The sequence below is a fragment of the Butyrivibrio sp. XBB1001 genome, from assembly GCF_000424505.1.
Classification (GTDB): domain Bacteria; phylum Bacillota; class Clostridia; order Lachnospirales; family Lachnospiraceae; genus Butyrivibrio.
On record NZ_AUKA01000013.1, the window covers coordinates 1 to 18681 of the forward strand.

Annotated in this window: 12 protein-coding genes and 1 pseudogene; 2 read left to right on the forward strand and 11 right to left on the reverse strand. The window is 43.7% G+C overall.

The features are described from left to right. Window positions 1-282, forward strand: a pseudogene (locus G631_RS21155) (RNA-guided endonuclease InsQ/TnpB family protein); the annotation flags it as partial. A gap of 191 nt (window positions 283-473) precedes the next feature. Here the strand turns inward: G631_RS21155 and G631_RS0111435 are convergent. The 3 genes from G631_RS0111435 to G631_RS18985 form a co-directional block, all read right to left on the reverse strand. Then, the gene (locus G631_RS0111435; protein ID WP_026489562.1) at window positions 474-1403 is read right to left on the reverse strand and encodes a hypothetical protein; all 930 of its coding nucleotides are present in this window, start codon (window positions 1401-1403) and stop codon (window positions 474-476) included. A gap of 114 nt (window positions 1404-1517) precedes the next feature. Then, window positions 1518-2045, reverse strand: a complete 528-nt coding sequence (locus G631_RS20290; RefSeq protein WP_051197174.1) for a TetR/AcrR family transcriptional regulator — start codon at window positions 2043-2045, stop codon at window positions 1518-1520. 112 nt (window positions 2046-2157) lie between these two features. Continuing rightward, window positions 2158-2472, reverse strand: coding sequence for an HNH endonuclease (locus G631_RS18985; RefSeq protein WP_035789753.1), 315 nt, complete (start codon window positions 2470-2472; stop codon window positions 2158-2160). Window positions 2473-2769: 297 nt separating this feature from the next. On the opposite strand from G631_RS18985, the gene G631_RS0111450 reads away from it, so the two are divergent. Beyond that, a complete protein-coding gene (locus tag G631_RS0111450) occupies window positions 2770-4395 on the forward strand; it encodes a sensor domain-containing diguanylate cyclase (RefSeq protein ID WP_026489563.1) in 1626 nt (541 codons plus the stop codon). Window positions 4396-4936: 541 nt separating this feature from the next. On the opposite strand, the gene G631_RS0111460 is transcribed toward G631_RS0111450, so the two are convergent. The 8 genes from G631_RS0111460 to G631_RS18995 form a co-directional block, all read right to left on the reverse strand. Next, window positions 4937-5950, reverse strand: a complete 1014-nt coding sequence (locus tag G631_RS0111460) for an HD-GYP domain-containing protein (protein ID WP_026489565.1) — start codon at window positions 5948-5950, stop codon at window positions 4937-4939. 153 nt (window positions 5951-6103) lie between these two features. Beyond that, complete coding sequence (locus tag G631_RS0111465; protein WP_026489566.1) at window positions 6104-7417, reverse strand: ABC transporter substrate-binding protein; 1314 nt, start codon at window positions 7415-7417, stop codon at window positions 6104-6106. Window positions 7418-7482: 65 nt separating this feature from the next. Continuing rightward, a complete protein-coding gene (locus G631_RS18990) occupies window positions 7483-10296 on the reverse strand; it encodes an ATP-binding protein (protein ID WP_051197176.1) in 2814 nt (937 codons plus the stop codon). 126 nt (window positions 10297-10422) lie between these two features. Further along, on the reverse strand, window positions 10423-11730 hold the full coding sequence (locus G631_RS0111475) for a GGDEF domain-containing protein (protein ID WP_026489567.1): 1308 nt from the start codon (window positions 11728-11730) through the stop codon (window positions 10423-10425). A 35-nt stretch (window positions 11731-11765) separates the two neighbouring features. Next, window positions 11766-13574, reverse strand: coding sequence for a hypothetical protein (locus G631_RS0111480; protein WP_026489568.1), 1809 nt, complete (start codon window positions 13572-13574; stop codon window positions 11766-11768). 98 nt (window positions 13575-13672) lie between these two features. Further along, a complete protein-coding gene (locus G631_RS0111485; protein WP_026489569.1) occupies window positions 13673-15043 on the reverse strand; it encodes a sodium-dependent transporter in 1371 nt (456 codons plus the stop codon). A 152-nt stretch (window positions 15044-15195) separates the two neighbouring features. Beyond that, window positions 15196-16593, reverse strand: coding sequence for an AmmeMemoRadiSam system protein A (gene amrA / locus G631_RS0111490; protein ID WP_026489570.1), 1398 nt, complete (start codon window positions 16591-16593; stop codon window positions 15196-15198). A 20-nt stretch (window positions 16594-16613) separates the two neighbouring features. After that, on the reverse strand, window positions 16614-18638 hold the full coding sequence (locus tag G631_RS18995) for a glycoside hydrolase family 3 protein (protein WP_051197178.1): 2025 nt from the start codon (window positions 18636-18638) through the stop codon (window positions 16614-16616). Window positions 18639-18681: the final 43 nt, after the last annotated feature.

An 18681-nucleotide genomic window follows, 5' to 3' on the forward strand; every position in this document is an offset into this window, starting at 1 on the left:
GAAGAAAGCTACACATCAAAGGCAGACTTTCTTGCAAAAGACTATATCCCTGTGTATGAAAAGAACAGTTCAGAAAACTACTTTTTCTCAGGCAAGAGGATACAGAGAGGACTTTACAGACACTACGATGGTACAATAACAAATGCAGACATAAATGGAGCTGCAAACATCTTAAGGAAAGTATTCCCAAAGGTAAGCCAATGGGATAGGGGCATAGTGGACATGCCCTGTTCTGCAGGGTGCGTAGAGCATCCTGCAGGTTCATGCCGCCATGCGGCATAACAGAAACCCTTTCCGACGTGGAGTCGGTGAGGGTAGTTCATCTGCGTAGTCGTTGTAGGCCTTGTCATTTCCATAGCGGGCCATCTGGCGCTTTTCAAGGCGCTGCGCCCAGATTGCCGTAAGCGCCTGCAAGTACAACCTTCATTGTTTTACCTCCTATTTTCTTGTTATTTATTTTCTTGTTTTTTCTTTTACTTTTTCTTCTTCTCTTGAGCGCGCTTGTCGTTAATGATCTTCATGTGCTCTTCTGTGACAAGCTCAACATTATTTTCCCTTGCCCACTCTACGCACCCTTTAAGTGCCGCAGGCAGGAATACTCTTGGCACTCCCAGAAGACATTTCAGAGCATCATCAGTGAACTTGATCTTGTCATCTGCTCTTTCTGCTGCATAGCGAACTGAAGCCAGGGAGGCCTCGCGAACCTGCAAAAGCTCCGCTCTCATACGTCTTTTCCTATGGAACCAGAAGTTCTTGGAGTCTCTGTAGCCGTAGTCAACAGGAAGAGGTGGGAAATCCCTTGCAGTCACGCCGTTTATGATGGCATCACGGTATTTCTTTTTCATGAGGATCTTGTCGATCCTAAGGATGAAGTGGGCGCCGAATTTGCTGGTGATTCCGTTGAAGTCGTGGTATGGGCCCTCGTAGCCCTCAAGCTGGCCTGGCGCATCGTTTGTGGCCCCGTCCAGGTCTCTCATCCAGGTGCACTCTATTACTTCGATGGCATCCGTCATGACCATAGGGCGCTTGTCTTCAGGGTTTTCTTCCTCAAGAAGGCTCTTTTCCAATTTGAAATTGCACTTTGGCATCTTCTCAGATGGCTTGTCTCCAGGCCATGAGAGCTTGACTGCCTCGTGGAAGTTTTTGGGATTGTCGTCGATAAAATTGATGGCACACTTGCCCGTGCGCAGAATGTTCTGGGCTGTGTTAGAAGAATTGCGGCAATTAAGGAGCATAGCGTAATAGTCCTTGCCCGCAACGTAGTATGGCTGGATCAGGGAATATGGTCCCAGGTTAGTTGTGCCATCCTCGCACAGTGTGCTGATCAGCACTGTCGGCATCGGAAAAAACAGCGATGTCTGATAAAAGTTGTCTACGATTCGTAGATTTTCAAAACTACTCATTTCATACCCTCCGCTTATGTAATGATTTATATATCAAAAGTTCATTTTGACACCTGTTGATATACTGATTTCGCCTATTTAATCCACATTTATCATTTCTTTTCTGGTTGTTATTTATTTTTTAGCCAAAAGAATTCTCAAAATTCCAGCCTGCTTCTCAAACGGAACATCCTCAAGCGCCCAGTAGAGCACTGATTCCGCAATATGTTCCGCCACAAATCTTGGATCATCATAGTTTCCGTCTACGCAAACTGGCATTATTATATCAGCAAGTACCCCAACAAGCTGCGTGTGCCTTTCAGAAAAGACCGTCAAATAGGCAGATGTAGCATCCTTATCCTTAAACAGAAAGCTGTACTTGTCTGCATAATCTTTGAGGCAGTCATGAATTCCTTCCAGAAATTTAAGTATGTCGGAAGTCTTAAGCTTCTTCATCCGCGCAATGCAGCCTTTCCAGTCATCCAGCATAAATGCTGAAATCAGCATCTCTTTTGACGGGAAATAATTGTAGATTGTCCCCACTCCTATCCCGCACGCCTTAGCAACTGAGCGGATCGTTGTCTTGGCATAGCCATTTTCAAAAAGCTGCCTCTTGGCCTCTTCTATTATCTGTTCCTTGATATTCTCTATAATTTTGGGCATTTATAAGTCCTCTTTATTTTTATGAACACGTTCACTTAAAGTGTAACAAGTACCCCCTTGAAATTCAAGGGGGATACAAATGGTCTTTTGGGGACGGAGTCATGCTGCTTTTCTATCGATAAACACTTTGACAGCTTCCACTAGATGTTTCCTTTTTATATTCGCTAGCCATAACGCAGTACTTATCTTCCAGATAGTGGTAGTACTCTTCGGCATTGACTAGCCTTGAGCCCTTATGCTTGTTACAATTCCTGCATAATGGGAAAAGATTTCTCTCATCATCTGTGCCTCCATGGTACTTTGGAACAAAATGATCTATTGTCACTTTCTGCCTTTCAAGTTGTTTCCCACATGCGGCACATACTCCGCCTGTCTTTGCCAAAATCCGATCTTTTAACTGCATCTTATGACTCTTGATTCCCCTCATAGCCTGATCCCCATGTGTTTGCTTGTTTCGATTATTTTCTTCACACTAAATTTTTCTGTATATGCCCCACCTGACTCCTCTTAACTTGTTTGGGGCATATTTCGGACTAAGATTCCAACTAGCCTCATCCAATTATATGCCTCCAGGCAACTTTTTTCTATCATTAGGGCATATTCGCCACATTTTCATGGTCCATTGACTCCGTCCCTAGGTTTCATGGTCCCATAACCCCGTCCCCCCAGGACCATTAAACATCTCAAGTTTTCATCCGATATAAATGATATAGAGGAGATTAGCATGCGATCATTAAAGACTAAACTTGCAATTACAATGCTTGTTATGATATTTACAGTTATCATGGTCATCACCTTGCTCAGCGTAGTCTTCATACGAAGGACTGCAAGCCGCAAGTCTGACCAGCTTCTTTTGATGCTGTGCGAAAATGGACAGTATAGCCTTAACTATTATTTTGATAGTGTTCAATATTCCGTAGACCATATCACTTCCTTTATTGAAGGCGACTTGCAGGGGCTTAGCGATACTCAGTTAAAAGAACATATGAAAAACGCCCAGGAATATTTTGATTTTATCATCTCGAAAACAAATGGTGTTCTGACATATTACTATCGCATTGACCCTTCCATCTCATCTACAGAAAAAGGCTTCTGGTACACAAATCTTGACGGCAATGGCTTTGTTCCCCATGAAGTAACTGATATCACGCTTTATGATGTAAACGACACCTCCAAGCTAGTATGGTTCACTGTTCCCAAATTTGAAGGAAAGTCCATCTGGCTTCCTCCCTATGTCACAGACAATCTTGATGTTAAGGTCATCTCCTACGATGCACCTATTTATTTTAAAGACAAGTTTATTGGTGTTGTGGGAATAGAAATTGATTATTCAGCTATGGCAAAAGAGGTTGATAGCATTAAATTCTACGATAACGGCTATGCCTTTTTAAGTGATGCCGACGGAACACTCTTTTACCATCCATATATAGATGTGGCAAATATGCCAGAAGGCATGACCAGGCAAATGCCCTACAGTAACAAGGCTGAAACTTCATCGATAAAGTATGTATACGACGGAGTTGCCAAGGAAGCTGTCTGGCTTCCTCTTAGTAATGGCATGTATCTGAACATCACAGTTCCTATAAGCGAAACCCAGGGCGAGTGGCGCGGGCTCTTTTGGAGCATCACAATAGGTGCAGTGGTAGTCCTGATCATATCAGGTGTATTACTGATCACTTTCCTGGGGTTCATAACCAAGCCTCTTGAACAGCTCACGGAAGCTGCTGAGCAAATTGATAATGGAAATTTTGACGTCTATCTAAACTATGATAACGACGATGAAATTGGAAGACTTACCAAGTCATTTAAGAAATTGTCAGGCAACATGAAAGCCCATATCAACGCACTGAACGAGCAGGCATTTATTGATTCTCTCACTCACGTAAAAAATAAAGGTGCCTTCTCACTGGCAGTTGAGGAGCTGCAGGAGCAGATCAACAACGGATCCATTGATCCCAATTTCGCCATGGGCGCCTTTGACTGCGACGGCCTAAAGCGCATCAACGATCAATACGGCCACGACAAAGGAGATCTCTACATCCAGAAAGCCTGCAATACCATAAGTGATGTTTTCAAGCGAAGCGCCGTTTACAGAGTTGGCGGCGATGAATTCATTATCATCTTAAAGCATGAAGATTTCCACAATATTGACTTTTTGCTGGAGCGCTTTGACAAGGTCGTTGAGGACATAAATGCCTCAGCCGATGAGCCTTGGGAAAAGGTATACGTATCCAAGGGCTTTGCCATCTATGATCCAGAAAAAGACAATATTGTTCAAAAGATAATGCAGCGTGCCGACATGTTAATGTACGAAAATAAACGCGAAAGAAAAATGGGGCGAGATAATTAATCTTGTTTATATGAAATTACGGCTTCGTACCACTTTCGTATAAGCCACATCAAAAACCTGTTTACATGCATTCCGCAAATCTTCCGTTTTCGTATAATCCACACAAAAAACTTGTTTATATGCATTTCCGCCTGCCCACCGTTTTCGTGTAAGAAACAAGTGTTGCGGCTTCTCAAACTTTTAAACTTGTTTATATGAAATTGTGGCTTCGTGCCACTTTCGTATAAGCCACCATATATACTTGCTTTACATGCATTCCGCAAATCTCCCGTTTTCGTATAATCTACGCCAAATACTTGTTTATATGCATTTCCGCCTGCCCACCGTTTTCGTGTAAGAGATAAGTGTTCCAGCTTCTCAAACTTTTAAACTTGTTTATATGCAATCTCGCCTTCCCACCACTTTCGTGTAAACCAGAGAAAAACGCCCCCACAAAACTGCCGGCTGCAGTGAGAGATAGCTCACTGCGGCCGGCACAAGCGCATCTAAATATATTCAAAATGGTCTGTTGACTCCGCCCCCAGGGCCCATCAAGAGCTCACTACTGCTCGTGGAGTTTGTAGTCCACGTCCTCTGCTATGATTTCAAGCATGATTGCGGCAAAGCGTGGGTCAAACTGGGTTCCGGAGCCCTTTTCAAATTCGCTCTTAACAACGTCCTGGGGGATGAGGCCGCGGTAGCTTCTGTTGCTGGTCATGGCGTCGTAGGCATCCGCTACGGCGATGATCCTGGCTTCCTCAGGTATTTCCTCGCCGGAAAGGCCGTCAGGATAGCCTCTTCCATCGTAGCGTTCGTGATGCCAGTGGGCACCAATGGCGAGCTGAGGCATTTCCTCGATATTCTGAAGTATCTTGGCGCCTCTTCCGGGGTGAGTCTTTATCTTCTCAAACTCTTCATCTGTAAGTCTCCCTGGTTTATTTATTACGGCGTCTGGGACGCCAATCTTGCCTACATCGTGGAGTAGTCCCATCATGTAGATTTCATCCTGCTTTTCTTCAGAGTAACCAAATCTCTTGGCTATTTCTCTGGAATACTCTGCGACACGTCCGGAATGGCCCTTGGTATAAGCATCCTTGGCATCAATTGCATCTGCAAGAGTGTGTACAACGTGAAGTGACAAGCCCTCTATTTCCTTAGTCTTGCGCTCCACCTCTGCATGAAGGTCACGCTGGAGCCTTATAAGATCTAAAAGGTGGCGGACACGAAGCGTCAGAACCTCTGCAACAAAGGGCTTTCTTATAAAGTCCATAGCTCCAAGGGAAAGACCTCTTGTTTCCGATGCGCAGTCATTATTGGCGGTAAAGAAAATAACCGGTATCTCTTTCCTTGAATTTTCCCGCTCCCACTCTCTAAGCTGCCGCAAAGTCTCAAAGCCATCAAGTTCTGGCATCTTGATGTCCAAAAGAAGCATATCTATTGTGTTCTGGGTCACATAGTCAAGTAAAAGCCTGCCGCTCTTAAGGCAGGTAACCTTAAAGCCCGCTTCCACAAGGACTGCATTTGCATTCTTTAAAATGATCACATCGTCATCCACAACAACTACATGCTCTTGCATCTTTATACCTCTCGTCAGTTTTCCCCTCAATCCACCTTGCTACTCAATCAGCAATTTTTGCTGTACTTCCACTCATTTGCCAGCTACCTCATCAACTATCTGCAATATTTGCCTTACTACTCCATCAGCAATTTACACAATCGCCAAACCGTCTTACTCCCACAAACTGCCATAGGCACTTACTGCCTCATCTATTGTCATCTCGCCGTTTGCCACCTTATATGCTGCTGCCCTGAACTCCTTGTTAGCGGCATCATTAAGTCCAGTTTCCTGATAACTAAAGGCCTTATCCTCAGGGAAACCATCCAGTGATGAATAAACCTCGTCTAAAGAAAAATCGTTTGTAGGAGTGATAAGTCTCTTGATCGCAGCCATATTTCCAAGTTCCTTTTCCCTTATGAGAAATCTCATAAATTCATTGGTCATGTCAAGATTGCTGCTATTTTTGTTCACGCTAAAGCACAGGTTCACAGAATCAAGGAAATATCCACCATCCTCCCCAATAGGAACCACATAGAATTTATACCTGAAAGGCTCAGCCAAAAAAGCTTCCGACTTACTCTCTCTTTTTTGTGTACCAGAAACCATATCGCCGCTGCCCAGCATTATCGGGACATCGCCCTCAAAAAAGCGCATGATAACGGCGTTATAATCATCCTCAATTTCCTCTGTACAGCGGACAGGATCAATATATCCAAGGTCCACAAATTCCTTTATCTTTTCAAGTGCTGGACGCATCGACTCTCCTGCCGACTGATCCAATGAATTAAGTTTCTCCACCAATTCCTTATTGTCCATAACATCATTACAAAAAAGTGGGAATGCAAAAGGATAATACAATCCGGCAACTGTAGTGCCGTTTGCTCCCATAATAGGCGTTTCATAGCCTGCAGCCTTTAATTTATCGCAAACTTCAACCAGTTCATTGTAATTTTTGGGAACCTGAAGGCTATTCTTTTCAAAAATGTCCATGTTTACCAGCATTCCATAGGATCTTGTAAAAATAGGAACCATGATATCATCGCCATTTTCCAAAGTCAGCCTTGCTCCTTTTCTGATGCAGTCCAGATTGATCTTTAAAGCCGGGTCAGACAAGATCTCCGCATTTTCAAAGACAGGCGTCATCTTTTCATCTTCCAGCATCCATGAAGCTGTAACGTAAATGTCCGGAGCCTCTTCACTGGCAAGGGCACTGGTGATGGTGTTGTTATAATCATCAAGACAAACGTAATTAAGACTTACATTGGGGTAGTATTCATAAAAGCGCTCAAATTCGCTCTCAAGAGATTCAAAATTTGAATAATTGCCTGCAACAGTAATAGAGCAAGTACTATCAGTAGATAGCCCTGGCTTAAATTCAGCGTCATTGCTGCTTTTGGACCCGCAGGAAGTCATTCCAGTCACCATCATAATACTCAAAGCTGATATCAGCATTTTTCTTGCTAATCCCATCTTCTTAATTATCATGTTGTCTCCTTTCATTACTGTAAATATTTCATGCAATCTTACGGCACAAGCGTGGCGCCATTTACTTAAGACGCCAATATCCCCGGTATCTGATCGTAATCGAAGTTATCTACCGCCTTCTTGATAGCCTTAAACCTCTCTGCCTCACTCTCAGGGAATCTGTAGCCTTCAAGCTCCTTAACTACATTTCCAACTCCGTCATAATTAAAGGCCTGGCAGAAGGCTTTTAGCTCTTCATAAGCCTTCTTCATATCCTGCTCTGAAATTTGCGGACGCTGGTCATAAGAACCCTCATCTTTATTATCGGCTAAAGGCTCAAGTTCTTTTACCAATTTCTTATATTCTGTTAAAAGAGCTCCCATCTGACTCTCAAGTGTCTTAATATCGCCTGCTTCTCCGGCCTTTTCAAGTCTAGCGGCAAATTCGCCAAGCTTATGGGCTCCGATAACATTGGAGGTGCTCTTTAGGGCATGGACCTTTATCGTGGTGTTATTCACATCCCTTTCGCCCCAGTACTTCTCTATTTCATCCGCATTCTTGCTGGCGGCATCATAATACATCTTAAGTGTAGCCATATAGGCTTCGCGACTTCCGCAATGGGCAAGGCCAGAATGAACATCAAGCTCATCAATATCCCAGACAAATTCCGGGATAAAACCTTCGTCCTCCTCATTCTCATCACTGGCGGGAGCAATCTTATCCTCTGGCAGGAACTGAAGAAGAAGAGCCTCAAGCCTGTCTGGATCGATAGGCTTGGTAATATAGTCGTTAAAGCCTGCATTTATGTATATTTCCCGCATACCGGAAATAGCATTGGCAGTCAGACATATAATAGGAGTATTGGTATTTGAGGTATCTTTTATGCCTTTCATCTCCTGCAGGGTCTCGATGCCGTCCTTATCTGGCATCATATGATCAAGGAATATCACATCATAATGCCTGTGCCTGAAAAGAGATATACCTTCATCACCGCTGGTTGCAGCATCTATCTGCACTCTGGTTCGCTTTAACAGATTCTGGAAAACAGTCAGATTTACCGGCGTATCATCAACCACCAAAAGCCTTGCGTGAGGCGCAGTAAACTTCTCACGGTACTTAACCCTCTCAGCAACAGATCTTTTGAAGGTCTCCTCGTAATTACCTATAGGCTTCCAGTCTTTTACACCCTGCACCAGCTTAAAAGAAAAGGTTGACCCCTTTCCGTATTCGCTCTCAACCTCGATATGGCTTCCCATCATATTAAGAAAGCTCTGGGCAATGCTCATTCCAAGGCCTGTTCCCTCGATATTTCTATTCTTATTTTCCTCGATTCGCTCAAAGGCCTTAAAAAGGCGCTTCATATCCTCTTGCTTTATTCCAACGCCCGTATCTGTAACGCTTATGATAAGCCTTATAGCTTCAGGCTTTTCTTCCAGTTTTTCAAAAGAAGCCTTGAAGGTGATAGAACCCTCTTTTGTATACTTGACTGCATTTGAGAGAATATTTGTGATGACCTGCTTTATACGGATCTCATCTCCGTTTAGTATCACAGGAATATTCCTGTCTACATCAAGATTAAAGGAAAGCCCCTTGTCCTGAGCCTTGACCTGAACCATATTCACCAGGTCATTAAGGAGCGAGGCAAAGCTATAGTCCACATTGATAATGTCCATCTTGCCGGCTTCTATCTTGGAGAAATCAAGAATGTCATTGATAAGCCCCAAAAGAGTTCTGCCCGCAGTCCTGATGCTCTCTGAATATGTCACGATCTCGTCCTCATGGCTATCCCTTAAGACCATTTCATTAAGTCCCAGGATAGCATTCATAGGAGTACGAATGTCATGAGACATAGTGGATAAAAAGTGTGACTTGGCCTCATTGGCCTGATTGGCAGCCTCCGCCGCCTCAGCCAGCTTTTTGTTATATAACATCAATATCAAATAGTTAAAAGTTAGCAGCATCAAAAGACCAAAGGTCACCATGCCAAGCAGCAGCCAATCCACTACTGTATTGGCTGTTTCCAGCTCAGCTGCCGGTATATAGGCCAAAAGAAACCACGTATTCATGGACTTTAAAGGGGTAAAAGATATTACGCACTCCTCATCCTTGGAGTTATAAATAGTCATGGTGCCGGTTTGCGACGTGACCTTGTCCATCATTTCCCTGTAATCTGCGATATCTACAGTGTTATAGGACTTATAAAATTCAAAAAAGTTGGAATTTTTCAGAGATTTACCGTGGACAAGATACTCTCCCTCCTTGTTGATAAGGGAGATCTCCACGTTTTCATATTCGCCCTTTAAAAAGACAAGCTTATCCTCAAGGACGCTAACGGGCACAACGCGCATTATAAGCGCTTCTTTGAGCTCGCCGCTTTCCTCATCAAGGATCGTAACGTAATTCATGAATGCGATAGACTGTACCCCATTCTGAGGATTAGTGTATGCTCTTGTAAGATTGACAACGCCATCTTCTCTGCCGATGGTATCAAGATTGTCAAACAGATTGATATTGCGATAAGAAACGGAATAATCATCTGGATTTTTAGAACCCGCATTGGTAGAAATGCCTTTTCCTACAGGCTCCTCAAGTGGTATCAAATGTCCATATATGCTGGACGAAATCTTTGCCTTTCTGATAAAAGAAATAGCTTCCTCTGCAGTCATGGGATTTCCAGCCTCTGCAGAACGATTGATATAATTTGCCCAAATATCGCACAGATGCTGCTCATCCTCAAGGTAATTGGTGATGATCTGCTCAGCAGTGACCGTCATCTTCTCGAAAGCCGCGATAACACTCTCGTTGCTCTCCTGCATTTTGGCATTGGCATATTGAATTATGAAGAAGAGTATCGACAGCATGATAGCCAGGTCGATAGCTATGATAAGCGATTTTTTCACGCTTGCACCTCCATAAAACGGTATTCCAATAATATTGTATCATAAAATTGTATTATGAGCCAAAATGATCCCTTGAGACGGAGTCACCGGTCCATCTCCGGTCCACCACCGAGTCACCGGTCCATCTCACAGAATAGTCACCTTATTCTTTCCAATCTTCTTGGAAGTGTACATAGCCTTGTCGATTCGATCAAAGATATCCTCCATGGAATCCTTGTCATTTAGCCTGCTGACGCCAATTGAGCAGGTAAGATGTCCTGCCTGTCCAAAGACATTCTCAGCCACAGTCTTTCTGATGTGCTCAGCCAGTGATAGCTCAGACTCTGAGGATGCTCCCTTTAGGATTATGACGAACTCCTCGCCACCCCAGCGCCCTACACAGGCTTTTTTATCATCTACAGAATCCTTCAAAAGTTCCGCCATGCTCTTTAAAGTAGCATCGCCCACAGAGTGGCCATAGGTGTCATTTATATTCTTGAAATCATCAAGATCCATCATCATAAGGGCCACAGGCTCTTTAGCATTGTCATAAGAATCTATTGTCTTCTGAATCTCTGACTGAATGCCGCCGTGGTTTAAAAGGCCAGTCAAAGGATCCAAGTGCGCAAGTCTCTCATACTTCTTGATGGTGTTCATACGCTCGATCACGTCCTCATGGATGTTCTCGACCATAAAGACATATCTGTAGTCATTTTCAGAAATAGGCTTGGCTCTACTGAATATGAGCTTAACCCAGATAAATACACCCTCAAGATTTTTCATCAGGCAGTCAAAAGAAATAGTGTTTCCGGGAGAGAGATTATTCTTTAAATTCTCAGGATCAGTAAATTCCAGAAACTGCTTCTGGCTGTCGGGATAGATCATATTTACAGTCATAAGCCTCCACTTGGAGTAGTCAAGGCTCGTCTTTACAGGCTCATCAGATATCTCAGTAACACTGATGCTGCTGGTAGTATCGGTCACAAGATTTACGAACATAGAAAAGAGATATGTATTCTGGATAGTCTTGACCTTTTTAGCAGTCAGGTATTCATCAACATATTCCTCGTCATCCAGCATATTTACGATAAATACATACTTGTCAATTTCAGGCAGAGGATAAACATTCATCTGTACAACGCTAGGCGTAGTCTTCCCTTCAGGGAAAACCTTTATCCTGCGGCTGTATTTGCCCTTAAACTCGCCATAGTAATCAATAAACGCCTTGTAATCATCACTGATTTCCTCTGTTGAATCAATTCTGTGAAACCATAGCTTCTGAATAAGGTCTACATAATCCCCCTCCTCATCCAGAACCTGCGTAAAAATGCCCTTTCTGGTAATAGATCTGTACTTCTCAGTCTTTCTGTCAACCACCACAATGGCATCTACATTTTCATTCAGGAAATTGTTAATATCCTCAGCAGTATACTTATCAAGTGACTTATTTTCCATAGCATTTATTCCCCCTACTTTTTTAAGCCGAAAAATCAATCCTCCAAAAGCTTTTTGATCACCAGGACATTATCTCTGTCCTTTTGCTTATAATCAACCTCTTTGCCGGTATAGAAACTCTCAATCCTTGAAATCTCATCAAGTTCCTCCCATGGAACAAGGCATGCATGTTGCTTTAAATCAGCATCCTTGGCCATTCTGATGGAGCCATCCTCTGAGAGCCTCTCCCCTCTTGCCTTAAAATCATCAAGACTCATTTTGGTATAGCCAGATGCGTAGTAGAAAGCGCACCACCTGCGGTGCTCAGACCTGGCCAGATTTTCAAGGGCTTCATCCGTAAGTTCCCTTCCCTTGTCAAATCCAAGCTTTGTCAAAAGAGCTGCCAGATAATCCGCAGAAGCTCTTGAACTCATTCTGTCAAAATAGTGGCAATCTGCCCAGTTTTTCTTGGCAGAAGCCCTATTGCCCATGTAGTGGTGATTGAGCCTCTTAGCAAGGTCATCCATTTCTCCGCCGTAGAGAATGTCCGCATCATCAAGGCTGTGGCTCTCCACCAGCTTGCCAAGCTCATACCTGGCAACGGAATTAGAAAGGCACTGATAAACAGGAAGCTTTATCCCCCTGCCTCTCATAAACTCCAGAATATTCATGGCAATCTCGCGTCCTGTCTTATCATCTCCCACCGCAATGGCTATATATCTTAATTTGTCTATGTTCTCATCCAGATACTGTGCCAGCTCCCGGCTTCTTCCGTCATGGTTTTCAAAAGAGATATCGAAGTTCTCAATAAGACTGGCAAATCTTGTTCTGAAAAAGCCGTCAGTACTGCGTCCGCTTGGGTCAAAAATCTTTATTCCAAACCTGCTGCCCTCAAACTGGCCGTTTATGATTATCTTTTCAACCAGTTCCTGTCCCTTTCTTCCAAATCCGATCAAAAGGACGTTGGTATCGCAGGTAGCTCTTCCGTTTTCATCAAAGTCTATGGCATCGCAGATAGGATACTTCTGCATAAGAAGTCTGGACAAAAGTTCAGCCTTATCAAAAACTCTCACAGTGCCATAGCCGTAGTTACCACCTATTGCCTGCAGCATCTCGCCATTATGCTCTTCGTGGCCCAAAAGCACAACCTCCGTCTGCTCCGGCCTTACACCTATGCTCTTTAGAGCTGCCAGCATCTTGACTGCGTAGGCAAGGTTTTCATCAATATTCTTGGACAGGGCACAGAGCCTGAACTTACCCTTGCCCCTCTTAACTGCAAGCCTCCTTAAAAAGGCACTATCTGGTGAAAGAGCCTGGCTATCAGTAAATAAAAGCCCTCCCATCTGGTTTATCTGGGCTTCTCTTCCCCCTGCGCTTGTACCCACAAACACTATGGAAGTTCTCTTGTTTCCAGCAATGTTCCTTCCAAAAGCAAGGGAATTATCTGTGATCCCGTATATAAGCTCAACATCGTTGATACGCAAAAACCAGGTTCTGATCCTCTTTAGCATACCCTTGGCAACCGCCATGATAATGGCACTTGCAAGAGAATAATAGGCAAGAAAATGTACAAACCAAAACAGGATCATCCACTTTGAATTGATGCCAACCATCTTTTCAAAAACAGCCACATCGTTGATCCCGGCAAACATTCTGCCCACATCAACTACAGTTTCAAATACAGCCGCCAATATACTTGTGGTCTCATGGGCATTGGCTGTTCCATAAAGGCAGATTCCTCCAGCAGAAGCAACTGCAAATGTAAAACCTATCCACTTTTCCCTATCGTCCTGGTTAAGGGCAAGATACAGTATAACTGCCGTAAACACTGCTCCTGCCATGAGCACAACTGCTAAATATGTCATAGAAAAAATCTCACCTGCCTTCTGATGCCTAATGATATACGTATCACACCAGACCATTGTTATAATCACAGTCTACAACATATTATAAATCAAATATTTCACTTAAAATAGCTCCAAAGCCCGAAAACAGCTAAAAATATCAATATAAGAGGTAATACTATCCTGAAATACCACTTAAAGAAGGGACTAAGCTTGATTCCGCTTCCTGCGTTGACTTCCTCCATATACTTATCAAAGCCCCAGCCATACCTTGTTGTACAGAAAAGGCAGCACACAAAAGCGCCAATAGGAAGAAGGAGGTTACTAACTATAAAGTCCTCAAGATCCATCACTGTATTGCCTGCCTTAAGTGGCTGAAATGCGCTCCAAACGTTGAATCCAAGAGCACAGGGAATAGAACCTACAGTTATGACAATTCCTGCTATAAGAGATGCCTTTTTTCTCTCATATCCAAAAAGATCTATAGAAAAGCTAACATCGTTTTCAAATACACCGATCATAGTTGAAAGAGCTGCAAAATACATGAACAGAAAGAAAAAGCTACCGATCAGTCTTCCGCCTCTCATAGATGCAAATACATTTGGAAGCGTAAGGAAAATAAGGCTAGGCCCCTTATCTGGAGCAACTCCATAGGCAAAGCAGGCAGGAATAGTGATAAGTCCTGCAACTATAGCAACAAAAGTATCAAGGCCAGCAACAATAAGGGCTTCGCCCACAAGGCTCTTTTCCTTCTTGATATAGCTTCCAAATATCTCCATGCTGCCGATACCAAGGCTAAGAGTAAAAAAGCTCTGATTCAAAGCCCCATATAACACATTTCCAAGGCCTACCTTGCGCACATTCTCAGCATTTGGCATAAGGTAGAACTTAACGCCCTCTCCGGCCCCCGGAAGGGTAAGTGATTTAATTCCAAGGCACACCATTATTATGATAAGAGCAACCATCATGACCTTGGTCACCCTCTCAACACCCTTTTCAAGGCCAAGGCTGGTAACACCAATAGTTATAACCATTGTAATAGCCATAAATCCCAGTAATATCCATGGACTACTCATCATCTCAGAATAAAGTCCTGATATAGTCTCAGGATCCTGTCCCTGAAAAGCCCCATTCACAGCCAGAATGAAATATCTAAGTATCCAACCTGAAACCACAGAATAGAACATCAAAAGAAGGTAGTTGCCAAAGATTGCAAAATATCCAAATACATGCCACTTGCTACCCTTGGGCTCAAGCTTTTTGTAAGCTGGAAGAATACTCTTTCTGCTGGCTCTTCCTATGGCATACTCCATAGTCATTATCGGAACGCCAAGAGCAAGCAAAAAAAGAACATAAACCAGTACAAACAGTCCTCCTCCATTTGCTCCAACCATATATGGAAAGCGCCACACATTTCCAATTCCTATAGCGCATCCTGCAGACAGCAAAATAAAGCCCATTCTGCTGCCAAGTGTTTCTCTTTCTTTCATTTCTCCTCCTAAAAAGATCGTTTATCCATAAGGTTTTATGATAGCATGCCACACATATTCTGTCACTTAAAAGTTTTACGCTTTAAACGGGCAAAGATATTATCGCAAGAAAACAGAGAGCCACCACAAAGTAGCTCCCTGCATATATGGCTTTATGTATGTCTTATAACTTCAAAGCGCTGCAATTTGATCTCGTCATCCTCTGTGATACCGCCCTTTTGCATAGCTATCGCAACCTGCTCTTCTACAGTATCAACTCCCTCAAGATCAGGAAGAAGAAGGCCTCTCTTGTGTCCGCTAGTTACTATAACTCCATAGCGCTTTACATCAAGTTCATCCAGTCCTGATATATCCTGAGGTCTTCCCAGAACGTCCACGTTTATCTCAAGGTCTTTGAGTTCATCCGGCCTTATAGGCGAAAACCTTGGATCCCTTGTTGAAGCACTGATACCGTTTTCTATTATCTCAAGTGCCACGTTATTCTGTGTTGGCCCTATAGTACCAATGCATCCCCGCAATGCCCCGTTTTTGTGTATGGACACAAAGGCTCCTGCCCTGATATTAAGCATTTCAGAAGGAAGGTTTCCAGGAAGAGCGAGCTTTTTGCCCTTTAAGATGTAACTCACAACGCTCTGATAGGCCAGTTTCACATAAGGGTCTGGTTTGTCACAGACCTTCTCAAGTTCTCTTTCCATTTCTTTTTCAAGGTCCTTATAATATGCCTTTAGCATGCACCTCTTACTATCCTTCTCAAGAGGCTCGAACGTGCATATTCCATAGCCTACCCCAGTCACGTCCTGGTGTGAGAGCTTTACAGCGCTTACTCTGTAGCCATCAAGAGCCCCTGCCATTATGACAAAAGACCTATGCCCGCACTCTGCTGCCTTCTCGCAAAAATCTTCATCGAAGTAAAAGAGTTCCTTGAAAGCCGCTCTGGAACACACATCCATGATCTTCTGGTCATAGACAGGCCCCTCCGGAGCGTAGCCATAAGGCCCGTAGCTCTGAAGCTTGTGTGACAAGTCCCCGCTTGCCACAAACACAACCTTCCTGCCGAGCTTATCAACTGCCTTCTGGATCATCTGCCCCAGCTTGTAGTGGTCAGTAAGAGGAAGGGACGACAGGCCTATCCTGACAATCTTGCCTCCCTTATACTTCTTTCTTATAAACCAGAGAGGAACCATGCACCCATGGTCAAGGTCCTTGTCCCTCTCTCCAAGAGTTCCTGCCGGGAAGTCCTGCTTGTCTGCCTGTTTGCAGATTTCTTTTACCAGGTCCATGTCATAGGCCTCAAGAAATCTTACGCCCCCTGCACCAAACTGGGCAAAAGAGCCCATGGCAGCATTCCCTGGAGAAATATGAAAATAATCAGAATACATGACAGTATGTGGGCTCGTGATAACGATAGTTTCAGGCTCAAGCTCTGCTATCCTCTCAGCCACCCTTTCATACGCCATAGTTGTTTCTTTTATCTGCTCTTCTCCGCCTCTTCCAACTTCAGGAACAATAAGCGGCGGATGTGGAACCATAAATGCACCTACAATTGCCATTTATCCCCCTCCACATAGTTTTATACCCTGCTTGTACTAACGTTTTCATAACCGTCGGCAAAAGAAATCCTGACTTTTGTCTTCTTGCCTCTGCCGAGGTTTATCTTTTCAAATCCTATAAGCTCACGAACGCCTTTCTTTATACTGTCTCCATATACAAAGACAACTTCTTTTCCTTCTCTGCGGCCCTTGTTGTGAAGGTTAACTGCCAGTTCTCTCTTCTCCATATCCACCGTCTCTCCTTCAAGGGCAAAGGTGGTATAGGAAAGGCCATAACCAAACGGGAACTGTACAGGGATGTTTTTGGCATCGGTGTACTTGTAGCCCACAAAATGTCCCTCCTTGTAGCTAGAAACCTTAGTATCTCCAAAGGTTCCAACGCTATGAGCTGAACAGTCCCTTATGTCCTTGTAAAAGGTTTCAGGAAGCTTGCCAGAAGGATTTACATTGCCAAGAAGGACGTCAGCAATAGCTCTTCCGCCTTCGCAGCCGTTGTAATAGGACCAGATGAGCGTATCCGCCTGATCTATCCATTCATTCATGGTGACACTGCTGCCGCCGATAAGAATGATCACAGCATCCTTTCTGATCTTCAGGATTTCCTTTATAGTTTCATCCTGGCCATAAGGAAGCTCAAGCCCCTGTCTGTCGCATCCCTCAACATCCTGATTATGAGTCAGACCACCCACAAAAATAACGCTGTCATAATCATTTTCTTCAAGGGCCTTCTTGACCTTCTCTATTTCTTCTTTTGTTTTCTCAAGAAGTATTCTCTTTTCCTCAAGTCTCTTATCTGAAATTATTCCCTGAGACTCAAGGCTCTTTTCCTGCCAGTTGTATTCTGTAGCATCCTTGGCAATCTCAGTGCAGTAGCCCTGAAGGTAATCAACTTTGGTATTTCCGCCAAGTCTTTCCTTGAGTCCAAGAAGAGGTACCACTTCATAAAGAGCCCTTATCTCAGCACTTCCTCCTCCAAGAGAATGAGCTCTTATGGCATTATCGCCCACAACCAGTACTCTCTTTAGCTTACTCTTATCAAGAGGAAGGATCTTTTCATTGTTTTTCAAAAGAACTACTGACTCTGCAGCTACACTATAAGCTGCCTTCTGGTGAGCAGTTGAGTTGTAGCTTCCGGCTTTTCTCCTGCCATCTAGCATGTGGAGCCTGTTCATGAGATTTAATATTCTCATGACCTTTGTATCAATGACAGCTTCCGGAACTTCGCCCGCAAGTACAGCCTTTTTAAGCGGCTCTGCGAATTTGTAATTATCGAAATCATCAGTAACTGACATATCAATATCACAGCCTGCAAGAGCAGCTTTTTTGCCATCCTTTATAGCACCCCAGTCAGAAATAACAAGGCCCTTATAGTTCCATTCATCTCTAAGGACTTTTGTCAAAAGAAATTCACTCTCACTGCAGTATTCACCATAAAGCTTATTGTAGGCACTCATTACTGTGTAGGCGCCGCCGTCCACAAGTACCTTTTTAAAATGTTCAAGATAAGTATCTCTTAAAACTTCTTCGTCAACCTCAGTGTCCACTTCAAGCCTTTGTGTTTCCTGATTGTTGACGGCAAAGTGTTTGACGCAGGCAGCTACGTCGTTTTTCTGTATTCCCCTCACAAAGGGAATAGCCAGCTCCGCTGTAAGGTATCCATCCTCACTGAAATACTCAAAGTTTCTGCCGCATAGAGGGCTTCTCTTTAAGTTGATGCCAGGAGCCAGTATCACATCCTTGCCACGTCCCCTTGCCTCTTCTCCAAGGACAAAACCTGCCACCTCGGCAAGTTTCCTGTTGAAGGTACAGGCAAGAGCACTGTTGCAGGGAAGATATGTCACATAATCATCGTTATGACCTAAAAATACCCACTTATTATCATAGAATTCGCCTCTGACACCCATTGGGCCATCAGAAGTCATAAGCTGCGGAATCCCAAGCCTTTTTACCTCACCTGTGTGGAAAAAGCCTGTTCCGTGTATCATCTGAATTTTCTCATCCAGCGTCATCTGTGAAAGGAGTTCCCTTATCTTTTTCTGTGTCATAAATCCTCCATTGCCTTAAAAGTTAATAGTTACTCCCCCGGAA